Origin of the sequence: uncultured Shewanella sp. (assembly GCF_947501665.1) — a bacterium.
In the GTDB taxonomy this organism is placed as follows: domain Bacteria; phylum Pseudomonadota; class Gammaproteobacteria; order Enterobacterales; family Shewanellaceae; genus Shewanella.
Window position 1 is genome coordinate 1 of the sequence record NZ_CANMWS010000045.1, and the last position, 23285, is coordinate 23285.

Annotated in this window: 21 protein-coding genes; 8 read left to right on the forward strand and 13 right to left on the reverse strand. The window is 40.7% G+C overall.

Annotated elements, in window-relative coordinates:
• The first annotated feature begins 95 nt into the window (after positions 1-95).
• The gene (locus Q0976_RS22875) at positions 96-299 is read left to right on the forward strand and encodes a hypothetical protein (RefSeq protein ID WP_299496924.1); all 204 of its coding nucleotides are present in this window, start codon (positions 96-98) and stop codon (positions 297-299) included.
• A gap of 78 nt (positions 300-377) precedes the next feature.
• On the opposite strand, the gene fdx is transcribed toward Q0976_RS22875, so the two are convergent.
• The 9 genes from fdx to trmJ all read right to left on the reverse strand — a co-directional run bounded on the left by fdx (position 378) and on the right by trmJ (position 7687).
• Complete coding sequence (gene fdx, locus Q0976_RS22880) at positions 378-716, reverse strand: ISC system 2Fe-2S type ferredoxin (protein ID WP_299496926.1); 339 nt, start codon at positions 714-716, stop codon at positions 378-380.
• An 8-nt stretch (positions 717-724) separates the two neighbouring features.
• On the reverse strand, positions 725-2587 hold the full coding sequence (gene hscA, locus Q0976_RS22885) for a Fe-S protein assembly chaperone HscA (RefSeq protein WP_299496929.1): 1863 nt from the start codon (positions 2585-2587) through the stop codon (positions 725-727).
• A gap of 182 nt (positions 2588-2769) precedes the next feature.
• Positions 2770-3300 (reverse strand): co-chaperone HscB, encoded by a 531-nt coding sequence (gene hscB / locus Q0976_RS22890; RefSeq protein ID WP_299496932.1) that lies wholly within the window; start codon positions 3298-3300, stop codon positions 2770-2772.
• 18 nt (positions 3301-3318) lie between these two features.
• Positions 3319-3642: an iron-sulfur cluster assembly protein IscA gene (iscA, locus tag Q0976_RS22895; protein ID WP_298769192.1), complete on the reverse strand. Its 324-nt coding sequence runs from the start codon at positions 3640-3642 to the stop codon at positions 3319-3321.
• 14 nt (positions 3643-3656) lie between these two features.
• A complete protein-coding gene (iscU, locus tag Q0976_RS22900) occupies positions 3657-4037 on the reverse strand; it encodes a Fe-S cluster assembly scaffold IscU (protein ID WP_299496935.1) in 381 nt (126 codons plus the stop codon).
• Positions 4038-4069: 32 nt separating this feature from the next.
• A complete protein-coding gene (locus Q0976_RS22905; protein WP_299496937.1) occupies positions 4070-5284 on the reverse strand; it encodes an IscS subfamily cysteine desulfurase in 1215 nt (404 codons plus the stop codon).
• Between the two features lie 85 nt (positions 5285-5369).
• Positions 5370-5831 (reverse strand): Fe-S cluster assembly transcriptional regulator IscR, encoded by a 462-nt coding sequence (iscR, locus tag Q0976_RS22910; RefSeq protein ID WP_299496939.1) that lies wholly within the window; start codon positions 5829-5831, stop codon positions 5370-5372.
• 283 nt (positions 5832-6114) lie between these two features.
• A complete protein-coding gene (gene cysE / locus Q0976_RS22915; RefSeq protein ID WP_299496941.1) occupies positions 6115-6912 on the reverse strand; it encodes a serine O-acetyltransferase in 798 nt (265 codons plus the stop codon).
• 19 nt (positions 6913-6931) lie between these two features.
• Positions 6932-7687, reverse strand: coding sequence for a tRNA (cytosine(32)/uridine(32)-2'-O)-methyltransferase TrmJ (gene trmJ / locus Q0976_RS22920; protein ID WP_299496943.1), 756 nt, complete (start codon positions 7685-7687; stop codon positions 6932-6934).
• A 158-nt stretch (positions 7688-7845) separates the two neighbouring features.
• On the opposite strand from trmJ, the gene suhB reads away from it, so the two are divergent.
• Positions 7846-8649, forward strand: a complete 804-nt coding sequence (suhB, locus tag Q0976_RS22925; RefSeq protein WP_299496945.1) for an inositol-1-monophosphatase — start codon at positions 7846-7848, stop codon at positions 8647-8649.
• 76 nt (positions 8650-8725) lie between these two features.
• On the opposite strand, the gene Q0976_RS22930 is transcribed toward suhB, so the two are convergent.
• Positions 8726-10252 carry a PhoPQ-activated protein PqaA family protein gene (locus tag Q0976_RS22930; RefSeq protein WP_299496947.1) on the reverse strand — a complete coding sequence of 509 codons (1527 nt, stop codon included), beginning with the start codon at positions 10250-10252 and terminating at the stop codon, positions 8726-8728.
• Positions 10253-10768: 516 nt separating this feature from the next.
• Here Q0976_RS22930 and Q0976_RS22935 point away from each other — a divergent pair.
• Positions 10769-12220: a carbon starvation protein A gene (locus Q0976_RS22935; protein WP_299496949.1), complete on the forward strand. Its 1452-nt coding sequence runs from the start codon at positions 10769-10771 to the stop codon at positions 12218-12220.
• 309 nt (positions 12221-12529) lie between these two features.
• On the opposite strand, the gene Q0976_RS22940 is transcribed toward Q0976_RS22935, so the two are convergent.
• On the reverse strand, positions 12530-14467 hold the full coding sequence (locus Q0976_RS22940) for an acyl-CoA synthetase (RefSeq protein ID WP_299496951.1): 1938 nt from the start codon (positions 14465-14467) through the stop codon (positions 12530-12532).
• Between the two features lie 326 nt (positions 14468-14793).
• Complete coding sequence (locus Q0976_RS22945) at positions 14794-15669, reverse strand: NAD(P)-dependent oxidoreductase (protein WP_299496953.1); 876 nt, start codon at positions 15667-15669, stop codon at positions 14794-14796.
• 217 nt (positions 15670-15886) lie between these two features.
• Here Q0976_RS22945 and Q0976_RS22950 point away from each other — a divergent pair, with 217 nt between their 5' ends.
• The 5 genes from Q0976_RS22950 (at position 15887) to Q0976_RS22970 (ending at position 21795) form a co-directional block, all read left to right on the forward strand.
• The gene (locus Q0976_RS22950) at positions 15887-17251 is read left to right on the forward strand and encodes a PLP-dependent aminotransferase family protein (protein WP_299496955.1); all 1365 of its coding nucleotides are present in this window, start codon (positions 15887-15889) and stop codon (positions 17249-17251) included.
• Positions 17252-17318: 67 nt separating this feature from the next.
• Positions 17319-18074, forward strand: a complete 756-nt coding sequence (locus Q0976_RS22955) for a ribonuclease H family protein (RefSeq protein ID WP_299496957.1) — start codon at positions 17319-17321, stop codon at positions 18072-18074.
• Positions 18075-18538: 464 nt separating this feature from the next.
• Positions 18539-20230, forward strand: coding sequence for a DUF262 domain-containing HNH endonuclease family protein (locus Q0976_RS22960; protein WP_299496959.1), 1692 nt, complete (start codon positions 18539-18541; stop codon positions 20228-20230).
• Between the two features lie 643 nt (positions 20231-20873).
• Positions 20874-21275 carry a nuclear transport factor 2 family protein gene (locus Q0976_RS22965; protein ID WP_299496961.1) on the forward strand — a complete coding sequence of 134 codons (402 nt, stop codon included), beginning with the start codon at positions 20874-20876 and terminating at the stop codon, positions 21273-21275.
• Positions 21276-21384: 109 nt separating this feature from the next.
• Positions 21385-21795 carry a hypothetical protein gene (locus Q0976_RS22970; protein ID WP_299496963.1) on the forward strand — a complete coding sequence of 137 codons (411 nt, stop codon included), beginning with the start codon at positions 21385-21387 and terminating at the stop codon, positions 21793-21795.
• 170 nt (positions 21796-21965) lie between these two features.
• On the opposite strand, the gene Q0976_RS22975 is transcribed toward Q0976_RS22970, so the two are convergent.
• On the reverse strand, positions 21966-22643 hold the full coding sequence (locus Q0976_RS22975; RefSeq protein WP_299496965.1) for a gamma-glutamylcyclotransferase: 678 nt from the start codon (positions 22641-22643) through the stop codon (positions 21966-21968).
• Positions 22644-23285: the final 642 nt, after the last annotated feature.

Consider the following 23285-nt stretch of genomic DNA (forward strand, 5'->3'; position numbering starts at 1 on the left):
ATCAGCGGCTCAGATCCCGAACTTCAAGCACCTTCTGGGTTTACAAGGCTTGATCACGACCTTAACAAAGGCTCTGGGGGGGACTATATTTACCTTTGCTATTCTACCAGTGCTTAATACTGAGTACTAAAAAAGCCAACTTAAATTTTATCGATAGTATTGCCATCCAAGATCTCGATGTGATCAGCGGCTCAGATCCCGAACTTCAAGCACCTTCTGGGTTTACAAGGCTTGATCACGACCTTAACAAAGGCTCTGGAGGGGACTATATTTACCTTTGCTATTCTACCAGTGCTTAATACTGAGTACTAAAAAAGCCAACTCATACAGAGTTGGCTTTTTCAATCTCATGCTTTCACTGAAAAGTTCAGGCGAATTTAATTACCTTCACTGACCATGTTAATGGTGTACTTAGGTATTTCAACAACAAGATCTGTGCTTGGCACTTTCGATTGACACGACAGTCGACTTTCAGGCTCTAATCCCCACGCTTTATCCAACATGTCATCTTCTAGCTCATCACTCTCTTCAAGTTCATCAAAACCTTCACGAATAACAACATGACAAGTGGTACATGCACAGGATTTTTCGCAAGCGTGCTCGATATGAATACCGTTTCTTAAAGCAACATTAAGAACAGTTTCGCCTTCCTTTGCTTCAATCACCGCCCCTTCTGGGCATAACTCTTCATGGGGTAAAAATACAACTTGTGGCATCTTGTTACCTATATATTATCAACAGACTGGCCCTTTAAAGCCAGTTTAATAGAATTATCCATACGTTTAGCAGCAAAATCTTGGGTCAAATGATCTAAATCTTCAATCGCTTTTTCAATGGCATCACCATCTTCATCTGCCGCAAGCTCTGCTAAACCCTGCATGCTAATTTCAATTTGACTGCGCATTTCACCACTCAGTAAGTCACCGTCTTTATCTAATGCCGCCGATAATGACTCAATCACACGAGCCGCTTCCACTTGCTTCTCCGCTAACATTCGGCGACTAATATCTTCTTTTGCATGGGTCATGGAATCTTTAAGCATATTGCCAATTTCAACATCCGATAAACCAAATGACGGTTTAACTTGAATGCTAGATTGCACACCTGTTGACTTTTCCATCGCCGTCACACTGAGTAGTCCATCAGCATCCACTTGAAAAGTCACACGGATATGTGCAGCTCCTGCTGACAATGCAGGAATACCTTGCAAATTAAACCGCGCAAGTGAACGACAATCATCAACCAATTCCCGCTCACCTTGCACGACATGAAAAGCCATCGCTGTTTGTCCATCTTTGAACGTGGTGAACTCTTGTGCACGGGCAACAGGAATGGTGGTATTACGAGGGATGACTTTTTCAACTAGGCCTCCCATGGTTTCCATACCTAATGATAATGGGATGACATCTAACAACAATAAGTCTGTATCAGGCTTATTACCCACCAAAATATCCGCTTGTATGGCAGCCCCTATGGCCACAACTCGATCAGGATCAATGGAGGTTAATGGCGTCTTTTTAAAAAAGCTCGCCACTTGTTCACGCACAAGAGGAACTCGTGTCGACCCCCCCACCATGACAGTTTCAAGCACCTCATCCACACCAACGCCCGCATCACGCATGGCGCGGCGACAGCTGCTAATGGTTTTTTTCACTAACGGTAACACAAGCGTATCGAAAGCTTCACGAGTCACCTCAAAATCGAGTACCCGATGCTCATCCAGTGTAATTGAAGCCTTCACCATAGCATTGTCGGTTAATGCTTCTTTAACTCGTCTTGCTTCAATAAGCAATTGCCTTTCAAGGCTTGGCGTCATATCGGTTAATTGCCATTGCTCAATCAATGCCGCCACCAAAAGGTGATCAAAATCATCACCGCCCAATGCAGAATCGCCACCCGTGGCTAATACTTCAAATACACCTTTGTTTAAACGGAGAATGGAGATATCAAAGGTGCCGCCACCTAAATCATAAACCGCAATGACACCTTCTTGACCAGAATCGAGTCCATAGGCGATGGCAGCTGCTGTCGGCTCATTGAGTAATCGAAGTACTTTCACTCCCACTAGCCCTGCGGCGTCTTTGGTGCCTTGACGCTGTGCATCATCGAAATAAGCCGGCACAGTGATCACCACTCCTTCAAGTTCGCCACCTAGGCTCTCCTCTGCTCGAGCGACCAAAGGCCTTAAAATTTCAGCAGACACTTGAATAGGGTTCACTTGACCTTGCTCTGTGTTAAACAAAGGTAAACCATTTTCACTGCTTGCCAAATGATAAGCCGAAATGAGCTTATTGGACTGTAAATCTGCCACGCTTCTACCCATAAAACGTTTAACAGAAATAATCGTATTTTGAGGATCTTGTGCAGAAAAAGCGTCGGCTTCATGGCCGAAATAAACCTTTTCTTGAGTATAACGAATAACCGATGGAAGGGAGTGTCTTCCATCGTGATCGGGAAGGGTCTTCGCCTCACCGCTACGAACAGCAGCAACAAGGGAATTCGTGGTGCCTAAATCAATCCCCACAGCTAATCTGTGTTGATGAGGCGCTGCGCTCTGCCCAGGCTCAGCAATTTGAAAAAGTGCCATATTTGTCCAACTTGATGAGGTAAGTGACACCGATCGGTTAACGAATGCTTCTGAACATCTGTGGCATACCCATTATCTGCTTTGAACAAGATATGACACATTAGCAAGGCAATATTGGGATCGACTCTCACCTACCTAACTTATTAAATAGCTAACTGACTTAAATAGCTAAAAACTGAAAATTAATCATTATCGAATAAGGCATCTTCAACCTTAATCAATTCATCCTGCAATTTTACCATGAATTTTAACTTGCGAACATGATCAGCCGCTAGCAACCAATCTGATTGCTCCTCACTCTCAAGTAAGCGAGCCAAAGTGGACGTTATTAATAGAGAGTAATCAGTAAACGATTGATTAAGATCACTAATTAAATCATCAGGTGCATGACTATCCGTAATGTCTTCCAAGGATTCACGCCATTGCATTTGCTGTATTAAAAACGCGGTATCTTTCACTGTTGTCGACTCATGACTCAACACTATGCCTTTTAAGGCCAGTAGATGCTCTGCACGCAACACAGGGTTTTTGAGTGTTTGAAATCCATCATTGATCTGCGCAGTACGTTGTACCGCTAATCGCTTGTCTTGTTCGGTAGAATGCGCAAATTTATCGGGATGAACCGCCTTTTGCAGATCGCGATAGCGATGAGCAAGTAAGGCGGTATCGACATCAAAAGAAGGAGAAAAACTAAATAATTCAAAGTAATTCATTATTTATCAGAGATCCAGTTAAACGGTAAAACTCTCACCGCAACCACACTCGCCTTTTGCATTAGGATTATTAAACTCAAAACCTTCGTTTAAGCCTTCTTTTACAAAATCTAACTCTATGCCCTGAAGATACACTAGACTCTTAGCATCAATGATAATATTCACACCATCGATAGCATAAAGTTCATCGTCGTCATTCAGATCATCAACAAACTCAAGGATGTATGCCATCCCTGAGCAGCCAGATGTCTTCAATCCGATCCGCAAACCTAAGCCTTTACCACGACTGGCTAAAAAGCTCTTTATTCGCTCCGCCGCCGCAGGCGTAATCGTCATTGTCATCTTAACTCCAACGCTTAACTGTCTTTGGTTTTATATTCATCTAATGCGGCTTTAATCGCATCTTCAGCCAAAATAGAGCAATGAATTTTCACTGGAGGTAACGCTAACTCTTCAGCAATATCCGTATTTTTAATTTCAAGTGCTTGCTCGACGGACTTCCCTTTTACCCATTCCGTCACCAATGAACTTGAGGCAATGGCACTACCGCATCCATAGGTTTTAAATTTTGCATCTTCAATAATGCCACTGTCATTAATGCGCAATTGCAGTTTCATGACATCACCACAAGCGGGTGCCCCTACCATTCCAGTCACGACTGAAGGATCGTTTTTGTCAAATGAACCCACATTGCGAGGATTCTCATAATGATCGATTACTTTTTCGCTATAAGCCATGGTACTTCTCCAATTTATCTATTCGTGAACGATTAATGATGTGCCCATTGGACAGAGTCCAAATCGATACCATCTTTGAACATCTCCCATAGAGGAGACATCTCTCGCAATACACCAATAGATTGAGTAATTGTTTCTATTGCATGCTCAATCTCTTCATCGGTCGTGAAACGACCAATTGAGAAACGAATAGAGCTATGCGCCATCTCATCATTGAGGCCCAGTGCTCTTAATACATAACTTGGTTCTAAACTTGCTGAGGTACAAGCTGAGCCTGAAGATACGGCTAAATCTTTCAGTGCCATCATTAATGACTCGCCTTCAACAAAGTTAAAACTCACGTTTAAACTGCCGCAATAGCGTTGCTCAAGATCGCCATTAATGTACGTCTCTTCGATATGCTTAATGCCATCCCATAATTTATTACGCAAGCGCAAAATTCGAGCATTGTCACTGTCCATATCCGTTTTTGCAATAGCAGCCGCTTCGCCCATACCCACAATTTGATGAGTCGCTAACGTACCACTGCGCATACCACGCTCATGCCCGCCACCGTGCATCGTTGCTTCAAGGCGAATACGAGGCTTACGGCTCACATATAGTGCACCAATCCCTTTAGGACCATACATTTTATGAGCTGAAATCGATAATAAATCCACTTTGGTTTTTTGCACATCAACAATCATCTTGCCAACACTTTGCGCTGCATCCACATGGAAAATAATTTTGCGTGAACGACATAGCTCACCAATCGCATCGATATCTTGAATCACACCAATTTCATTATTCACATGCATGATACTGACTAAAATGGTGTCTTCGCGCATCGCTTCTTCAAGCATGCTTAGGGGGATCAATCCATTATCTTCAGGCTGCAAATACGTGACTTCATAACCTTCACGCTCAAGCTGACGGCAAGTATCGAGTACCGCTTTATGCTCCGTCTTACTGGTGATGATATGCTTACCTTTTTTCTGGTAAAAATGTGCCACACCTTTAATGGCCAAATTATCAGATTCTGTCGCCCCAGACGTAAAAACAATCTCACGGGGATCGGCATTAATCAATTCAGCAACTTGGTTACGTGCAATATCCACCGCTTCTTCGGCTTGCCAACCATAACGATGAGAACGCGACGCTGGATTACCAAAAATGCCATCCATCGTCATACATTGCATCATTTTTTCTGCGACACGGGGATCAACCGGTGTTGTCGCAGCATAGTCTAAGTAGATAGGTAATTTCATCTCACACTCCGTACTGTGTACCCCGTCTATCACAGGCTACTCACAACGTACAAAAATTTATTTTTATAATCATCGCAAAAGAGGATTACGCACCCAACCTTTGCTCCTGTTGTAACTTATCTTGCTGAACAGAAATAAACTGCACATCTCGTTTACGCATCAAGCCCGCAAGACTGATACCATTCAAAAAATCGGATATTTGGTCGCTTAAATCTCCCCAAAGTGAATGCGTTAAACAACGACTTCCACCTTGGCAATTCCCTTGACCTTGACAACGAGTCGCATCCACAGACTCATCGACAGCACGCACCACCATTCCCACAGAAATGTCACAGGCATTCATACCTAGGCGATATCCTCCACCCGGCCCGCGGACACTGGAAACTAATTCATTTTTTCTCAATTTAGCAAAGAGTTGCTCTAGATAGGACAATGATATCCCTTGACGCTCTGAAATGTCAGCCAGTGGCACTGGCCCAGCAGTAGAATGCATTGCAACATCCAACATAGCTGTGACGGCATACCGACCTTTCGATGTAAGTTTCATGTCGACTTCGGCTCCTAAAAACGCCTAAAAAGCATAGTCTAATTTCAACATACCCGAGTAAATTAGTCAAGTATTAAACCTAGTCATTTACTCAAGTATTATTGATTTTCAGCTTGCTTAAATAAATCATCGAAGCCACCCACATCTCAAGCTCGGTATTTAACCTTTTTATCCGCCAATATTCAATGAAAATCGCACTTTTATTTGCCTCAAACGCCCTTTCAACAACCCTTAAAATAAAGCAATATTGATACGGGTAAGATTATTAAATAATCGGTTCAAATTAATCCAAGCCATGTTGGCGTTTTTGCGCGGCTGCTAGCTCAGCATCACTGAATTCATCGATTTCAAGATCCGGTAACTTATCGGTGCAGACATTCCCCCCCATTGTTTGCACTGCTTGACAGAGATCTTGTACTTTTGTATCCATTAAGTGCATATGATCAAGCATTTGCCCTATTGCATTAGCCACGGGATCGGGATTATCGGGTGAGACGGCATACGCATCAAATCCATATTTTTTGGCCATTTCATTACGGCGATCAAGGGTTTCTTTAGATTGCTGGGACACCGTTGTAACTACGCGCCCAGGAATACCCACGACCGTCGTCTCACTAGGCACATCTTTAACCACAACCGAATTTGAGCCGACTCTTGCACCATCATGCATTGTGATAGGACCTAAAATCTGTGCTCCTGCCCCCACAACAACATTATTGCCTAATGTCGGGTGACGTTTACCCGCTTTCCAAGTTGTTCCACCCAGTGTCACGCCATGATATAAGGTACAATCATCACCAATTTCAGCCGTTTCGCCAATCACGACCCCCATACCATGATCAATAAAAAAGCGCTGCCCTATGGTTGCACCCGGATGAATTTCAACCCCAGTTAACCAGCGGGAAAACGTGGATAAACAACGAGACAATAAACGCCATTTTTTCAACCAAAGTTTATGACTTATACGGTGGATCCAAATTGCTTGCATGCCGGGATAATTGAGCAATACTTCCAGAGTGCCTTTTGCGGCGGGATCTCGGTGATATATTGATGCAATATCATCTTTAAGCCTTGCAAACATGGTAAAGATTCCTTGTTATCTATTGATCGCTTGAGGTTTTATCCATGACTTTTTTATCAGTCACATTCTTATCAACAGAGGTTAATATGCCACGTAAAATGTTCATCTCAGCACGTTCAATTCGAGCGCGGCTAAACAAACGACGTAATTTTGTCATCACTTGACCGGGATGATTTTTTACAATGAAGCCTGTGGATAATAGAGTATTTTCCAAATGAGTAAAAAAGTTCTCTTGATCTTTGGCCAGTGGATAAACTTCCTCAACTTTAGGATAATCTATCTTTGTCGAGTTAAGGTAGGCCATACGGGCTTCATAACAAATAATTTGCACCGCTTGGGCCAAATTCAATGAGGTGTATTCCGGATTTGCCGGAATCGCCACATGGTAAGTACATTTTTGCAATTCTTCATTGGTCAAGCCATTATTTTCTCGGCCAAACACAATGGCCACAGAGCCATTCATTGCAGAACCAACCAGTTTTTCTCCCGCTTCACGGGGATCAAGCATAGGCCAATCAAGGGTACGACTGCGCGCGCTTGTCGCAATCACCATCGAACAATCAGCAATGGCTTCTTCAACAGAATCAACCGTCACTGCATGTTTAAGAATATCTGACGCACCCGCCGCTAAAGCAACAGAGTGACCATCAGGTGCCACTTTAGGCTCTGCAAGATATAAAGAGGATAACCCCATGGTTTTCATTGCACGGGCTGTAGAACCAATATTTCCCGGATGAGAAGTTCCGACGAGAACAACGCGTATATTACTTAGCATTAAACGACTTAATTTTATAGAAGATGATTGATGGGAATGTTACCACACACTCATGAAAAAATTTATACTTAAATCAATATTTGATATAACGGATAAATCACGTATAATCCCGCTCCGATTATTCGTATCCGTTCTTTAACATCCAGGGGATAGCAACCATGCTTCCAATGCAAACTATTGCTGTGCGCGCTGCTCGCGCTGCCGGCCAAACTATTGTACGCGCCTTTGCCGAGCTTGATCGTATTGAAGTCAGCTCCAAAGGAATTAATGACTATGTCACTAACGTGGACAAGGAAGCTGAATCTACTATTGTTTATCAAATCCGTAAGGCTTACCCAGATCACACCATTATTGGTGAAGAAAAAGGTGAAAACCGCGTCGGAAATAGCGATTATGTGTGGATAATTGATCCTTTGGATGGCACTAATAACTTCGTTCGTGGTATTCCTCATTTTGCCGTTTCAATTGCTATGCAGTTTAAAGGTAAAACAGAAGTCGCAGTTGTATATGATCCAATTCGTGATGAGCTTTTTTCTGCCGTTCGTGGAAAAGGTGCCAAACTGAATGACTTCCGTATTCGCGTTAATAAATCAACTGATTTCAACAATGCAATTATCGGTACAGGCTTTCCCTTTAAAGCAAAACAACACACTGAAACGTACATGAACATGTTTTCAGAAGTCTTCAGCCAATGTGCAGACTTACGCCGTGCAGGTTCTGCCGCTCTTGATTTAGCTTATTTAGGAGCGGGCCGTTTAGATGGTTTCTTTGAAATTGGCCTTAAACCATGGGATATCGCTGCGGGCGATCTTATTGTTCGTGAAGCGGGTGGAACTGTCACTGACTTAACCGGTAACCATAACTACTTAAGCTCAGGTAATATCATTGCAGGCTCACCTAAAGCCACAACGACGATGGTAAAAAGTTTTCGTCCACTGCTTAATGAAGCACTGAAGCGCTAAACAAAAAAACAATCATAAAAAAGCGCCTCTTTTGGCGCTTTTTATTCTTAATAATCATTACTTAAATGAGTAGGTCCTATTGTTTTTGTGCCACATCAGGTGCCTTTTTCGCATTTTTCAGTAATTCAGTTAAATCTTCCCCCACTACCCACTCTTTGCCACTCACAACAATTGGCGTCGTCACTGTTATGCTTCCTGTCGCAGTTGCAAAAGACATTTCAACAAATCGAGCCCAGTACCCTTTAGATTCTGTCACATTAGCGATAGGAAATTGACAACTTTTTTTATCGCACTTCCCCGATAAACGGCTTGAGGTAAACACAACGCCAGCATTGACTCTAAAATCGCGCAATTTAGGATTAAATGCCTGCCATAAACGCGCCGTAATAGGTGCACTATGGGTTTGTACTGCCGTCATTCTCCCTTGTTTACTCAACGTCCAATTTAATGACGGCGGCGAGACATTTTCAATGAACGTCCCATAAAAATTAATCACCTCTTGAGTCACCAAAGCCATATTAATTTGATGACTTTGATTTGGTATCACTCTTAATGTATTTAAACCTGGCAGTTTTTTTAAATATAAACTCACTGAATCGGCCGCGAAGAAGTCATCGCCTGCGGCGCTGATAATATATTTAGGGATCGCTAAACGCCTTTGATAAACCGGATTATCGTCATAAGTTAAGGGATCTTCAATTTGCATCAATTGACTAAAGGCACTTGAGTCAATTCTTTCTGTGATCCCTTGAGCAATATAATCTTGAAATGCCGGTGGCCAGCCCTTAAAGCTTTGATAAATATGTTTAAGGTTGGCTTTAGTATCGAGGATATCAATCACAATTGGAATAATACCATTAACACGCTCATCAGCTAAAGCCACTAACCAAGCCGCCCAGCCTCGCTTACTGGCTCCTGAAACCACAAAATCGGTAGGAATAACCCAACCTTGATCTTTTGCTATCGCTTGCACTGCATCCATCGCCATTATTGCCGCTTTCGCCATCGGTAAATGAACAGGCCAATAGGCTTGAGTGGGATCATCCAAATAACGGCTCCAGCTATATGCGACCAAATCATCTTCTTTACGCTCGATTCCATCACTAAAAGTAAGATACTGATTAGGCGAGAAGTTAATTTCCATCACATAGGCATTCGTCGCTTTTGCTATTGCCAGTGCATCCATATTATTGCTTTGACTCACAGCATCATTATTCAGCGGATGATTGACCCCGCCATTAATGATCATTAACCCCTGATGAGGGCGTGTCGTATTCAGTTGATTGGGTCGATATAAGTTAATTTGATGCCGCCAAGTCGTCCCTTTTTTGCTGATCTCCTTTGATGGCCAAAAAATGCTACTAAGCTGATACTGATAAATCGTGATATTACCTGATTGACTTGAATCATCTAGCCGCCATTTTGGTAGCGAGCCTTTCTTTTTAGCTTGCATAAAGCAAGCTAACACCATTTGGGGTGCTTGAAATAAGGACTGAGGATCACAGGCGGCCTTTACGGGCTGAGCCCATAAAAAGCCAAGTAAAAGCAAGATAAAAAAGGAATGATAACGACAAATATTAGCGAGAGGAAACCACAACATCATTCATGTCTCAACAACAAACTGTACCTCTACTTATAGTGCATAAAACAGACATTCACCAATTAACTTGTATACCAACATAAGAATAACTATAAAATTTCGTTGGCTTTTTTATACATCAATCTATTGCCTTTTTATTGTACGCTTTGTATGGTGTTTCATTACACAAAGCATGTGCGCCACCTATCTCAACACTTTAACGTTTAGCTTTCATGTGTCGAGCGTTAATAGACATATTAATAACATAATAAATAACCTTAACTCGAATTAAGCAGCGCCGTTAAATATCGCTATTTTATGCCCCTATCTGTGTTGTATTTTCTACTAATAGCGGGCAATTAGGCACGAAATCTTGCCTTGATATCGACAAACATATCGGCATTTAGCAAAAAGTGAAATAAATTAAAATAAGTAAGCCAATTAACATGTTAATTGTAAATGTAATTTTGTCTATACCTGACACTCGACATCTCGAGTTCAGATTAAATAATAAAAATATTTTATCTTGAGGGGAAAAATATGTTGTGGTTTCTACTCTGTATCGGATTATTAATCGGTGGCTACGTCATTTATGGCACCTTTGTTGAAAAAGTGTTTGGGATCAGCAAACATAATCAAACCCCCGCCTTTAAACATCATGACGGGGTTGACTTTATTCCCATATCAAAGGGAAAAGCCTATTTAATTCAATTACTCAATATCGCAGGTGTGGGGCCTATTTTTGGCCCCATATTAGGTGCTCTCTATGGGCCTGCTGCCATGCTGTGGATTGTCTTAGGTTGTATTTTTGCTGGTGCAGTGCATGATTATTTTTCAGGGATGTTATCTATTCGAAATCAAGGACAATCGATACCCAATCTAGCGGGAAAATACTTAGGTAAGCCTGCAAAACATTTCACTAATTTTTTTGCTATTATACTGCTGCTGCTCGTTGGTGTGGTATTTATTTCCGCGCCAGCAGGACTACTCAGCAAACTCACGGGGTGGCATGTCAGCTTATTCGTTATCCTCATTTTTAGTTACTATTTGCTGGCTACTTTAGTCCCCATTGATAAAATTATTGGTAAACTCTACCCTTTTTTCGGCGCTTTATTATTATTTATGTCCGCAGGGCTCACTATTGCACTTATTCTGTCAAGTGATCATCAATTGCTAGCCAGTTATAAAGTAAGTGACGTCTTTAGCAATTTAAACCCTAATAACATGCCCTTATGGCCAGCATTGTTTATTACCATTGCTTGTGGCGCGGTGTCGGGCTTTCACGCCACACAATCTCCACTCATGGCACGCTGTGTGGAAAACGAAGCCAATGGACGTTTTGTGTTCTTTGGCGCCATGATTGGTGAAGGGATCATTGCCTTGATCTGGTGTGCCATTGCCCTATCATTTTATGATGGTGTAGCAGGTCTCAATACTGCTATGGCCGGTAATCCAGCCAATTTAGTGTATGACGCATCCCATGTACTATTGGGTACGATTGGCGGCGGCTTGGCCATATTAGGCGTGATTATTCTGCCTATTACCTCGGGCGATACAGCCTTTCGTTCGGCAAGACTTATCCTTGCGGAAATGTTTCGAACTCCTCAAAAATCACTGCCTAAACGACTGCTGTTCGCTATTCCCTTGTTCATTGTCGGTGGGATCTTAACTCAAATTGATTTTGCAGTACTGTGGCGCTATTTCGGCGTCGCGAATCAAGCGACAGCCGTCATCATGCTTTGGACCAGCTCCGCCTATTTATTACGACACCAGAAATTGCATTGGGTTGCCAGCTTACCGGCATTATTCATGACAACGGTCGTGATAAGTTTTTTATTGAACTCAGATACCTTAGGGGCAGGACTGCCAATCATGGTATCAAGCATCAGTGGCATAATCGTGAGTATAGGTGTCCTAGCATTAATCATTGGGAAAAATAAAAAAGGGATAAATATTGAAACACCATTAAATGAAAACCGAGCTCGCTTATAAGGCTGAACTCGAGTTGAGTCGCGCCATTAGATATCGGCACGTTGCAAAGAGTAACTTAAAAAAGAAAAAAAGAATCAATTAGACAATTGATTTTAAGTTAAATCTTTTATCCAGACACTTATCATCCCGAGTTCTGGTTAATAAAATAAGTTCAGCTTAACGCTTTAAGCCATAATCACAAACTGAGACACATTTATAGATGAATAGGCTATTAATCTAAAAACATGATCAGCCTATTCATCCATTTTCATTGCTACTCATTAATTTTTATTTTCTTCAATATCATGAATAATGCTGTTAGATCACCATTTAATAACCCACAAAGGTCAGTTGATAGCGATGCGTAAATTCACTAAGCATGTCCTGCACTAACGCTCTTAAGGTAATATCTGAATTTTTTTCTTTGGCATTTTGTGCCAGTGTTACCTTAATATCAACCAATATCCCGTACTCATCATGAGCCCCAGCACTCACTTCAACTTGCACACCCTGCAACCCTTTAGATAATACTTCCTGATAAACCTCTTCAATTTGCAGCCAGACCAATTTAGGTTTAAAGGTTTTTCCCACTGCCGTGACAGGTAATTGCTCAAGAATACGGATAACCTTAGGTATTGCGGCACGCTCAGGTACTGTTTTTCTAGCATATGCTAAAATATCAGCCTCGGTAATGTCACATCCGGTGTTCAGCACAACATATGCTGCAGGCACTTCACCTGAATAACGGTCTGGACGACCAACAGCGGCAGAGAATGCAATTGCCGGGTGCGCCTGTAAAGCTTCCTCTATCATTAACGGATCAATGTTATGTCCGCCTCTAATGATCATATCTTTTGAACGCCCTGTTAACCAGAAAAAACCCTCTTCATCTTTTCTCGCTAAATCCCCCGTGTTTAGCCATTTAATGCCATCAAAGTCAGTAACAAATAGCCCCTTATTTTTTTCTGATTGCGTATAACCAGATGTAACATGCGGCCCTCTAACAAGCAGTACACCTATCTCATTTGATTCACATAAACGCAATAATTGGCCATCATCATTGAGTTTCACACAACACATATCGCTATAAGGAAAACGCAAACCAATAGAACCAATTTTGGGTGTTCCTGCCATGGGATTTAAACTTGTTGCAACGGTTGTTTCTGTTAACCCATATCCTTCAATCAATTTAATTTTAGTAAGATCTTGAAATTTTTTAAATAAATCAACGGGCATTGGCGCGGCGCCACAAATTGCAAATTTTAGACTGTCTAATTTATACCTCGGCGTACCCATTTGAGCTAATGCCGCATATATTGTGGGTACCGCACTAAAACTTGCCACTTTAAAATGTTCAATCATTTGATATAAATTCGCCACAATCCCTGGTGTTCGATAACCATCAATCCCTGCAATCAAAATCGTACTACCAATCGATAAAGGCATCAAACCTGAGATAATCGCCGCATTACAGTGAAAAATAGGTAACCCAACTAGAATGGTATCCTCAGATTCAAGATCTGTTATGGCATCGATCATAGCGCAAATATAAATTTGATTAGCATGATTTTGCTGAACCAACTTAGGTTTACCAGTTGTCCCTCCCGTATGAAATAACGTAGTTATATCATCACTTTTAATGGAACGAGTGTTATCCAAAGAGGCTGAATTGTATTCATGAATAACGCTTTCATACCGATAATATTCTTGATGACCAAAGTCGATACTATTTATATCACTTTGGTTAAATTTAAGATCGCCACCAATAGAGATAATGGTTTCCAAGCTTGGAATATGATCGCAAATCGCAATGACTTTCTCCCAAATATTTGAGTGAGCCCCCTCCCCTAATGCAACCAAGACTTTACTGTTTGCGCCACACATAATATCGCGGATCATTTCAGGTTCTAATAGCGGATTAATGGGGTTAATTTTACAACTTAGGGCTCCACCCCAAAGAAAAAAATGGGCTTCAGGCACATTAGGTAATAAAAGGGTCACGACATCATCTTTACCATACCCCAGCGCATTCAACATATTAGCAGTACGATGCATATATTGAACTAATTCACAATACGAATATCGCGCAGCTACCTTTGTCGGCTCTTCTCCACTTTCAACCAAAATAATGGCATCTCGATCTGGGGAGTTAATACTCGATTTCACAATTAAATCATAGGTATTTGCAGGTAAATCCAACATGGAATATGGTTTTTTTTCAATAACTTCAATATCGGCGAGAGTATGGACTGAATGTTTGCTAACCATTTTGAAACCTTAGTATATTCATTGAGGAAATAATCAGTAAAATGAAACTTCCCTCCTAAATTACAACAGTAAAATGATAATTAACAACAAGCAGTGGAAATAAAGCCATCTAAAAAGAAGCTATTAAATATATATTAAAAATCACTCATGTTAAATGATTTAAAATAAAAAACTGATAACAAAATAGTTTATTTTTTTTGCACTTACTTAAAATTTAGGCTATCACCACTTTTACTCTTATAATAAAACCAAAAATAAAACACTATCGCTAATTCAATAAAATAGCCGCTATTAGGTTCAATAGCGACTGCCCGTTCCCATATCCTTTAAGGCTTTTTCAACGCCTTAATGAGTACTGAGGTATCCATACGGCCTAAACCCTGATTCGATAAAGCTTGATAGTCATCATTCACCGACTCGGTTAATGGTAAACTTAACCCATGCTTTGCCGCCTCATCCAAGCATATGCCTAAGTCTTTTATCATCCAATCTATCGCAAAACCAAAATCAAAGGTATTCTGCGCCATAGTCGCCGCTCTATTTTCCATTTGCCATGAGCCCGCTGCGCCATGTTTCAGAGTATTCACCACATCTTCAATATTTAAATTGGCTTTCTCTGCTAAGGTCAGTGCTTCACTTAATCCCCTTAGCACGCCTGAAATACAAATTTGATTCACCATTTTACACCGCTGACCTTGGCCATTTTCGCCCAGTAAGGTGCTTTGTTTCGCATACACATCCATGACAGATTGCACTCGGTCAAATATGGATACTTCACCACCACACATAACGGTTAATGCCCCATTTTCTGCCCCCGCTTGCCCGCCCGATACTGGCGCATCAATAAAATGCATCCCATGAGTTTGACAAAAATCACTGAGCTCAACCGCCAAAGTGGCTGAGGTCGTGGTATGATCAACCAAAATCGCGCCAGGCTTCATACCGGCTACCGCCCCAGTATCACCGTAAATGACACTTCTAACATCATCGTCATTACCCACACATACAAACACAATATCAGCCTCCATAGCGGCGGCTTTTGGTGTATTAGCTTGATTGCCCTGATAGGTTTGGCACCATTTATCCGCTTTATCGCCACTGCGATTAAACACTGTGGTTGCATAGCCCGCTTGTTGTAGATGGCCTGCCATTGGAAACCCCATAACCCCTAAACCGATAAATGCCACTTTTATTGATTTCATACACCCCTGCCTGTTTGAATGTTAAACTTTAAAACATAAATAGCACTGTGCTTACTATGTGAAAAGTGTAAGAGAATGAATATTGACTGAGTGTATACCGATAAATTGACCTATGTCAATTTTGTTTGTCACCACTTTGACATAGGTTTACTTCTTGATCTTTTCTCCTTACACTGACATTCGATCCAGTTTTCGTTGACTTCAAGGACTGCTCTTCATGAGTAATAATAAGTTTAGGCATATTGCTCAAACTATCGACAATCGTATTTTAGAGGGTGTATACCCAGCTAACACAAAACTGCCTCCACACAGAGTATTAGCCACAGAACTGGGCACCACGCCCAGTACCGTTGCAAAAGCCTATACATTGTTAATGGAACAACAAAAAGTCATCTCTTTTGTGGGTAAAGGCACCTTTGTCTGCGCCAACTCCCGACTTGAAAATGCAATACAAGCAACCGACATTGAACAAGAATATAATTTTTCCATTCTGCAGCCCTGTTTGAAATACAACCAAAGTACATTACAGGCCGCCTTTCGACAAAGTGCACAAGATTTAAGCCTAGATATATTGGGCTATGCCGATCATAGTGGCCATATAGCCCATAAAGAAGCTGGCGCAAAGTGGGCACGCACCTTTGGATTAGACGTTGTTCATGCTCAAGAAATCCTGCTAACCAATGGCGCACAAAATGCGTTAGACATATTAATACAAACCTATACTCAGCCCGGTGATGTGATTGCCGTCGAGCAATATACCTATCCTGGTATTTTATCCATTGCCCAGCTCCACGGATTAACCCTTATAAGCATTCCCATGGACGAGCAAGGTATGCAAGTTGATGCACTCAACCAAGCCTTAAAGAGTAATGATATAAAGTTAGTGGTCATTTTGCCCTCTTATCAAAATCCCACTACCATTACCATGCCATTAACACGTCGAAAAGCCATTGCAAAGATCATAGCAGCCCATTCAACTTGGTTAATAGAAGATGATCTATATGGCTTTTTAAATGACAGCATGCTGCCTGCTATTACCAATTTCATCCCCCAGCAAAGCTTTCACATCAGTGGGCTCTCTAAGGCCATTAGTCCAGCCCTGCGCTGTGCTTTTTTAAAAGCCCCCAGAGATGAAATTCGAAAATTAACCGCTCGTATTCGTGCCTCTATCTGGCTCGCTTCCCCGTTAACCTTTCATCTAGCCCAAGGCCTTATCGACTCAGGTGAAGCCTTCACATTGGTGGAAACCCAAAAAGACATTGCTCGAAAACGCCAAGCGTTTACTCGACACGCCTTGTCATTTTTACGTTACTCGAGCCATGAAACCAGTTACCATATCTGGGTTGCCCTTCCCACTCATTGGCGCAGCGACACCTTGCTAATGGAGACCAAACACAGAAAAATATTGCTCAGCAGTGGCCGATTCTTTACTCAAGATAACCCCTCGCTGCCATCAGGCACTGAATACATACGGTTATCTTTGATGGCCATTAATGACGAAACCCATTTTCAACAAGGTATTTTACAACTGGCAGCATTGTTAAAAGACGATCCTAAACATGCACTCGCGCCAGTAACGTAAGTGACCTAACCTTGCTCACTCAGCAGGCATTCAAATTGAACCACTCGATAGAGAAAAAGAGAACATCATGGCAAAGAAGTTTTATGTGGTATGGAAAGGCAGAAAAACCGGTATTTTTACCCAGTGGGATGAAACCAAAAAACAAGTTGAACATTTTGCCGGTGCGCAATACAAATCCTTTAAAACCGAAGCCGAAGCCAAAGCGGCTTTTTCTCAAGGCAGCGGCCAAAGTAGAACACAACAAAAAACGGCAACAACAAAAGCCAAGGCCACACCAACGGCCCTTAAAGAGAGCCATCAACAATTTGATGTGACCTTATATACCGATGGGGGTTGCGAACCCAACCCAGGTGAAGCAGGATCCGGCGTTGCCCTTTATCATAAAACAACATTAATCGCCCTGTATTATGGTTTGTACCATTCCAATGGCACCAATAACTCCGCTGAGCTTAATGCCCTCTATCAAGCGTTGCTACTGGCCAAAGAAGCCATCGTATCCAAGCAATCGGTACAAATTTTAAGTGATTCACAATACTCGATTAATTGCATCACTCAATGGGCGACAGGCTGGCAAGCCAAAGGCTGGAAACGACAAAAAGCGGGCGACATTAAAAACCTTGAGATCATTCAACAAGCCTATGCGCTGTATTGCGAGCTCAAACATGACATTTCCATCAAACACGTCGCCGCTCACATTGGCATTGAAGGCAATGAACTGGCCGATCGCATGTCCATTTATGCCATCGATCAGAAAAATCCTCAATTTTGTCGCTATGATAAACCGCTGGATATTAAGCACTTGTTGAGTTTGCGTACAGGGTAGGAATGAACGTGAGTACCCACTCACGCAGGGATTAGGAGGACTGCTCGTCCTTATCCTCCTAATGACCTCCATAACGCCCAACGGAGTAAAACACTTTAATTTTCGATATACAAAAAAATCTACCATCTCATATTCGCCGTCCATGGCTCAACTAAGACTATTTTCAACATCCTGTCTCAATCACAATATTTTTTATCGAAAAGTTAAAGCTACTCCGATGGGGAGCCCACAAGCTAAGAAAAAATGTTTCTTCGAATTAAGGTTCAGTGCTTTACTGATTTACTCGATTAAAGTTTGATACAGTTAGAAGTTATTTTCATTTAAAACAGTATATTAGGATTAGCTTTTATATGTGTTTTTACTAATGGCTTAATTCAATAATAATTGCTCTAATCAAGCATGCTCGCTATAAAGAGCGCTATGTTACCAAGCAACACGGTCGAAAGTAAGTTAAGGAATTATTAATGAGCAATCTGGAAGAAATAAAAATTGATTTACGTGGTGTTGATAGCAATCTTAAGGACAAAAACTCTTTTGTGCCTAAATATCAACGTTCTTATGCATGGAAAGAAGAGAATGTTAAACACTTCCTTCAAGATATAGGTGCTGCAATTAACAATGGATCTAGTGAATACTTTCTTGGATCAGTTGTGATTTCAGAAAAGGAAGAGGGAAGACCAGAAATTGTGGATGGACAACAACGATTAGCTACTACAATGATACTTTTAGCAGCAATACGTGATTACTTCTTTCTCCTAGGTACAGATGAAGGGAAAGAACGTGCTCAAATGATATTTAATGAGTACCTAGCTAAGAAAGACCTAGATACACTAGAGTTGCTACCTAAGCTTAGTCTCAATGACACCGATCATGACTATTTTTTAAAGCTAATTGTCAACAATCCCGACTCACCTAATAAAAAAATTAAACCAGAAAAAAAATCACACGAGCGAATAAATAAGGCGGCCATAGAGGCGAAAAATTATGTTCGCTATTTAACTGGGATCACTACAGACCCAACAAAAGACCTAGTTCAATGGATTAATTACCTAAAAGAAAAAGCGAAGGTTATTGCAGTCAGGGTTCCTGATGAATCTAATGCCTTTACTATTTTTGAAACACTCAATGATAGAGGACTCGCACTAGCAGTATCTGATCTTTTAAAAAACTACCTTTTTTACAAATCAGAAGATCGCGTAACTGAAGTGCAACATAAATGGGTGCAAGTAATATCTACAATAGAATCGGCCGAAGATGAAAAAACGGTTATAAATTTCATAAGAAATTACTGGTCTTCGAAACACGGGCTGGTTCGAGAAAAAGACCTATTTGATAAAATCAAAAAAAATGTAACCAGTAAGGCGGAAGCAATATCATTGGCATCAGGCTTGTTCGATACTAGCAAGCTCTATTCAGCAATAATTACATGTGACGATAATTTCTGGTCAAATTATCCTTCAAGTTCAAAAACATCAATGCAGACTTTGAATTTTTTTAAGATGGTACAGGTTCGGCCTTTGATATTATCGGTAATAGAAAATTTTCATGAAAAAGAAGTAGATAATGCGCTTAAATTACTTGTTAATGTTTCTGTCAGATTTCTAATAGTTGGGGGTCTAGGTGGAGGTGCTTTAGAGCAAAAGTATTGTGAAGGGGCTCTTAAGATTAATAACAATGAAATTTCTACAGCAAAACAGCTTTCAGATTTCATGAAATCTTCAGCTCCAAGTGATAATGAGTTTAAATCTTCATTTGAGACCGCAACTGTTTCAAAAAATTACCTAGCTAGATATTACTTACGGGCTCTCGAAATGATTGAAAAGGGGGATTTGGAACCTGAATTTGTTCCTAATACGTCGAATGATATCGTCACATTGGAACATATTTTACCTGAGAACCCATCTCAAGCGTGGGGATATATTAATGCTGATGATGCGAAGTCTAATTACAAAAGATTAGGTAATATGGCATTACTAAAAAAATCGTTAAATTCGGATATAGGTAATGATGGTTTTGCTGCCAAAAAACCATTCTACAATGACTCTGAGTACCAACTTACATCGACTTTAAGCAAGCACGATAGTTGGGGAATTGATGAGATTAGCCAGCGACAAAATAAGCTATCCGACTTAGCACTGAAGGCGTGGCCAATATAAGTCCAACAAACGCATGTTGTCATAAAAAATGATCAACGGAAAACAACGAAGACACATATGGACGCTCCCGTTGAGTCAAACTTGTTTTGACTTTTGAAAACCAAAAAAACCTAGCCAATGCCTTGATAAGCTTTGGTCATTAGTCTCTATATTGCCTACTTAATACTCGCTCAAGGCATTGTACTGACATCACTTCATAAGAAAGAAGCATAACTGAGCATAACTGACACACCCACAATTATTTTCGAATTCCCAGAACTGGCACATCTAGCTAAAACACAAAATATCATTTAAATGCAAATGCTTACACCAAATACCCTTTTAGGGGAAAATACTGGTCTAATGTAGTCATCGAGCATGGGGGCTTACCAAAGTAGCTTGAGCCCCTAATGCCTAATCTTGAATAAATCGTAAGGGATAATTCGGACATCCGCAATCTAATTTATTTTCTAACTCTTAAGGCTAGTGCATCTCACTAAAACACAATAAATACCTTAAAATACAGCATATTAAGATTACTTTTATTTAGGTTAGAGTATTGACTTACTTGTTAAGTGCATGTGCACGATTTAAAGGTTAGGTTGCTATTTATAGAGGGCTATGCCACCACCAAGAAGAAATTTGATTTGTATCGAACTTGCTATTGAATAAAATAGTCCTATTATCGCTTATCAATCCCGTCCAGCAGACCATTAAAAATACCGTGGAGCGATTCATTAAGGCCTTTAATGCCCATGATAGCCATGCTATGGCCAACCTTGTTACTAATAATATTGAATGGATAAGTATTTCAAATGAAAAAGTCATGATCGAGACTAAAGGTAAGAAAGCACTCATCGAGAACATGGATGCTTATTTTAAAGCTTGCCCAACATGCCAGTCTAAACTGTCTGATATTATCTCATCGAGTCATCGAGTTAGCGCCGTTGAAATCGCCCACTGGCAAAGTAAAAACGGCCCAAAAACACAACAATCGATGTCAGTTTATGAGTTTTCAAACGGATTAATCAGTCGCGTCTATTATTTTCCTTCTGAGCAGATATGACTGAAAGACTTTACCTCATTTCGCTTATGGCCCTTCTTAACAGAATTGTTTCCACTAAATTAGCTTATTTTTAATAGCCTTAATGTCACGGCTATGAGACAATATTTGGATGAAAATTTATGCTTATATACATAAAGCCCCAGTACGTGTTGTTCGTATTGGGCGACGCCGAGCTTGGATGCGTTTGAAGCGTGATATGCTATTAATTAAAGAAGCCTTGTCTCAAGAAAAACAAGAAACAAAAGACATGCTCATCACTTATAAGCGGTACACTCAAAAACAAGCCTCACATGAAGAGTTAGCCAAAGCGAATAAACAATTTGCCGATTTGCTAAAAAGCTTAGGATTGGGGGTGTTTGCTGTACTGCCTTTTGCTCCACTGACAATACCACTCATTGTTAAGCTCGGAAAATGGGTTGGGGTCGATGTCTTACCAAGTTCTTTCAATAATCTTGCCGAAAAAAGACCTAAAAGAAGCCCTAAAATCAACACGAAATCTAAAGTAAAAGGTGAAGAATAAATCGACACAAACCACACTTACCGTTCACTTTACAATCAAGATCAAGGATACGATCTCACCATACCTCAATAAAGGAATATTGAACCTAATGAATACCCTTTATTGAGTGCTAACACTGTAAGGCTTCAAGAAAAGTCCCTATCTCTTTATAAAACTACATTCAAGATGTACTAACTTAACAAAACTTGCTTTAAATGACTCATCGCCACATCATTTACCCCAAGTTCATCAAGACAATCAACAAGTTTTAGTAAGTAATCACTGTTTCTTCCTAATGGACCTGAAGCCGCCGCAATAGATTGACTCACTTGCTCCAATGATAAACCGGGTAAATAATTAGCATGCGCTTTGTTCATTGTGAACGTTAAAGCAGGCACCGTTTCATTTGCTGATGTTATGATCTCTACCCAAGTCGGAATATATACCCCTGTCAGCATTTCTCTATTCCAAAGCAATTCAAGTTCATTGTTCACTTCAGCAGCAGGAATTTCATAACCCAAACCTTGGCATTGACCGCCTTCTTCAACACCTAACATTAATGCTGGGATCGCACTTGTTCCTCTGGCAATAATATCACGAATACAAAATTGTCTGTGGTAGCCCTCTAATGTACAAGGCTCTACATGAGAAAAATGAAACGTGGGATTCCACATCAATGATCCATAGGCAAAAACCCACAATGGTTTGCCTTTCAAATAAGAAGATAAAGTTTGTGTTAATAACGTTTGTCGCGTTTCTTCATCAAGTAAATTCAATTCCCCTAAATCAACTCTTTCTTGAAGCCACTCGGGTAATGTCCGAGATATTAATTTATTTCGAGTTAACTTCCATCCCTGTTTTTTTGTCATCTCACCTCTCCATGGTTATTCAATCAGGTGTTGCACAATATGATGATACCGACAGTCCTTTTTATACCGCCTGAATCACCAATAGCATTCAAACATCCCCTATCCAATTAACTCCATTTAAACCCTGCCTTTAGAAAAATCTGATCATTTAAACCTGATAAATGCAACAACGGCATCATTAATTGCACGGCATACAAACAGTCATAAAAATATGTGCACTATGAGCTCATATTTCTCTTAATCCTGTACCTTCATTTCACTTAGGGATCTCTCCAGAGTATTACCTCTAAGTATATACCTAAAAATAAAGCTGTATTCTTATTTTTAACATGGTCATTCAATGTGAGAATAGAGTGCTATTCGCAACACTAAAACCCGCACCACTGAAATAATATGAAGGGCAATATGGAGAAAAATAAATAACCTGATGTGATGGTCTCCTCCCTTACTGCAGATTCAATGCAATAAAAAAGAAAAGCGCTGACTGCAATAGCGCTAAGACGAGCTCAAAAAATTAACTTAGCTTGTTTTCCTTGACTGCTGGACTAAAAGTACACCTATGGGTCCAAATAAAATGCCTTTCAATAGACTAACTATAAGGCTATTTTTTTGCTTACCTAAATGTAAACAATAAATCACTGA